General features: G+C 35.4%; 2 protein-coding genes. Both read left to right on the top strand.

The genetic code is table 11. The annotated features are described in order from the left end of the window. Window positions 1-224 precede the first annotated feature (224 nt). Window positions 225-671 (top strand): GNAT family N-acetyltransferase, encoded by a 447-nt coding sequence (locus ACIQXV_RS29715; protein ID WP_402965987.1) that lies wholly within the window; start codon window positions 225-227, stop codon window positions 669-671. A 152-nt stretch (window positions 672-823) separates the two neighbouring features. Then, on the top strand, window positions 824-1,246 hold the full coding sequence (locus tag ACIQXV_RS29710) for a hypothetical protein (protein ID WP_402965984.1): 423 nt from the start codon (window positions 824-826) through the stop codon (window positions 1,244-1,246). The last annotated feature ends 319 nt before the right edge of the window (window positions 1,247-1,565 follow it).

Genomic DNA, 1,565 nt, shown 5'->3' with positions numbered 1-1,565 from the left:
CCTCAATCATGTTTCTACAAGTAGGGGGCGAACGGTTTAGCTGACGGGGTCAAGCCCCACGGGCAGATACGTTCTACCTTGGCTACTGTTATAATAAGACCAAATAAAAAATGGTCAACCAGAAATATTTTCTGGCTGACCTTATAATACGAACGGGGCAGGTTAGTTCAACAAGAAATATGCTAAACTAATTTGAGGTAATTGATATGGGAGTGAATTAGATGTTGAAATACCGGAAGGCAAATTTAAATGATATTAATAAATTGATTGGTTTAAGAAAAAAGCAATTGGTTGATGAAGGTATTGAACCCAATATAGACATTGATACAGAACTCTACAAATTCTTTAAAAATAAGCTAAGTGAAGGTACTTTAATTCAGTTGTTGGTGGAGGATAACGAAGCAATTATTGCTTGCGGTGCAATCATAATTTATGACTTTCCACCTTCATACACAAATAAAACTGGAAAAAAAGGATATATCACCAATATGTTTACCAGTGAAGATTATCGTGGGCAAGGAATTGCGACAGGTTTACTAAAGAAGTTGGTTGACGAAGCGAAGGAATTAGGTGTATCCAAACTGTGGCTTGGGGCTTCAAAATTAGGCAGACCTGTATATAAGAAGTTTGGTTTTAAAGAAACTGATGAATGGCTGGAATTAAATTTATAATAACTTGTAAAGGATTATACTTAAACTTATGGGTGCTAATGTTCAATAAGAGCAATCGCTTTTTTTATTCAGCTAACGAACAGGATAGTTTAATAAGAATATCCACAATATATGGGGCATTATGGTAAAATTAAGTTGTGGGAGGGGTTGTGATGAACAAAGAAATTGAAGAAATTATTGTTAAATCTTTCTTTAACAAAGGGATTCAACAAAGGATGTTGTTTGAATTATCTTCGTCAAAAAAACGCGGAGATGCAATAGGAAGATTAAATCACAATTATTTAGATACTCTTCGAAATGAATTTATGTTTGAAATCCCCAAACCTAACTCTGACCCAGAAGAAATAGAAAAATTGATAAAAGAACAAGGTGCAGGTAAAAACTGTTATGTAATGTCTTGGCATTCAGGTGTAGATGGTAAAGAGTTGCCCCTTAAAACTGCAATAGAAGAATTGATATGGTATGGTATGCCTTCAATTATTTCTTGCATACACGGAAAATTAGCGTATTTTCAAGCAGAACAAGATTTCGGATCTCCACCACGGTTTATGTTAAAAAGGACATTATTAAAGTAAAGTTCTTCTTCAGCTAACGGGTGCTTGACCTCAAGAATGATCGCTGCGGCGGTCTTTTTTTCTTATTCGACTAACGAAGCAGTTTAGCATTCCTGTAGATCGTTATTTTTCGACTTTGAAAAAAATAGGGCTCCTCAGTATGATATGAGTATAGACACCACTCTAACTCACAACTTTTAGGAGGAACCCTACTATGAAGTTTAAAATGCAGAACAAACAAAATCAACTAATAGAAAGAATTTCCGATAAACACCTCGTTGTTGGTGTGGACATTGCTCAACAATTTCACGTCGCTCGAGCAGTGAATTTCCGTGGAATC

Origin of the sequence: Neobacillus sp. NPDC097160 (assembly GCF_044762155.1) — a bacterium.
Taxonomy (GTDB): Bacteria; Bacillota; Bacilli; order Bacillales; family Cytobacillaceae; genus Neobacillus.
The sequence above is the reverse complement of the archived record's forward strand: the minus strand, read 5'-3'. Positions and strand labels throughout refer to the sequence as shown.

Bases quoted from the DNA above. Each gene is read 5' to 3' on its own strand.
- ACIQXV_RS29710 (WP_402965984.1), top strand. From the start codon at position 824: ATGAACAAAGAAATTGAAGAAATTATTGTTAAATCTTTCTTTAACAAA.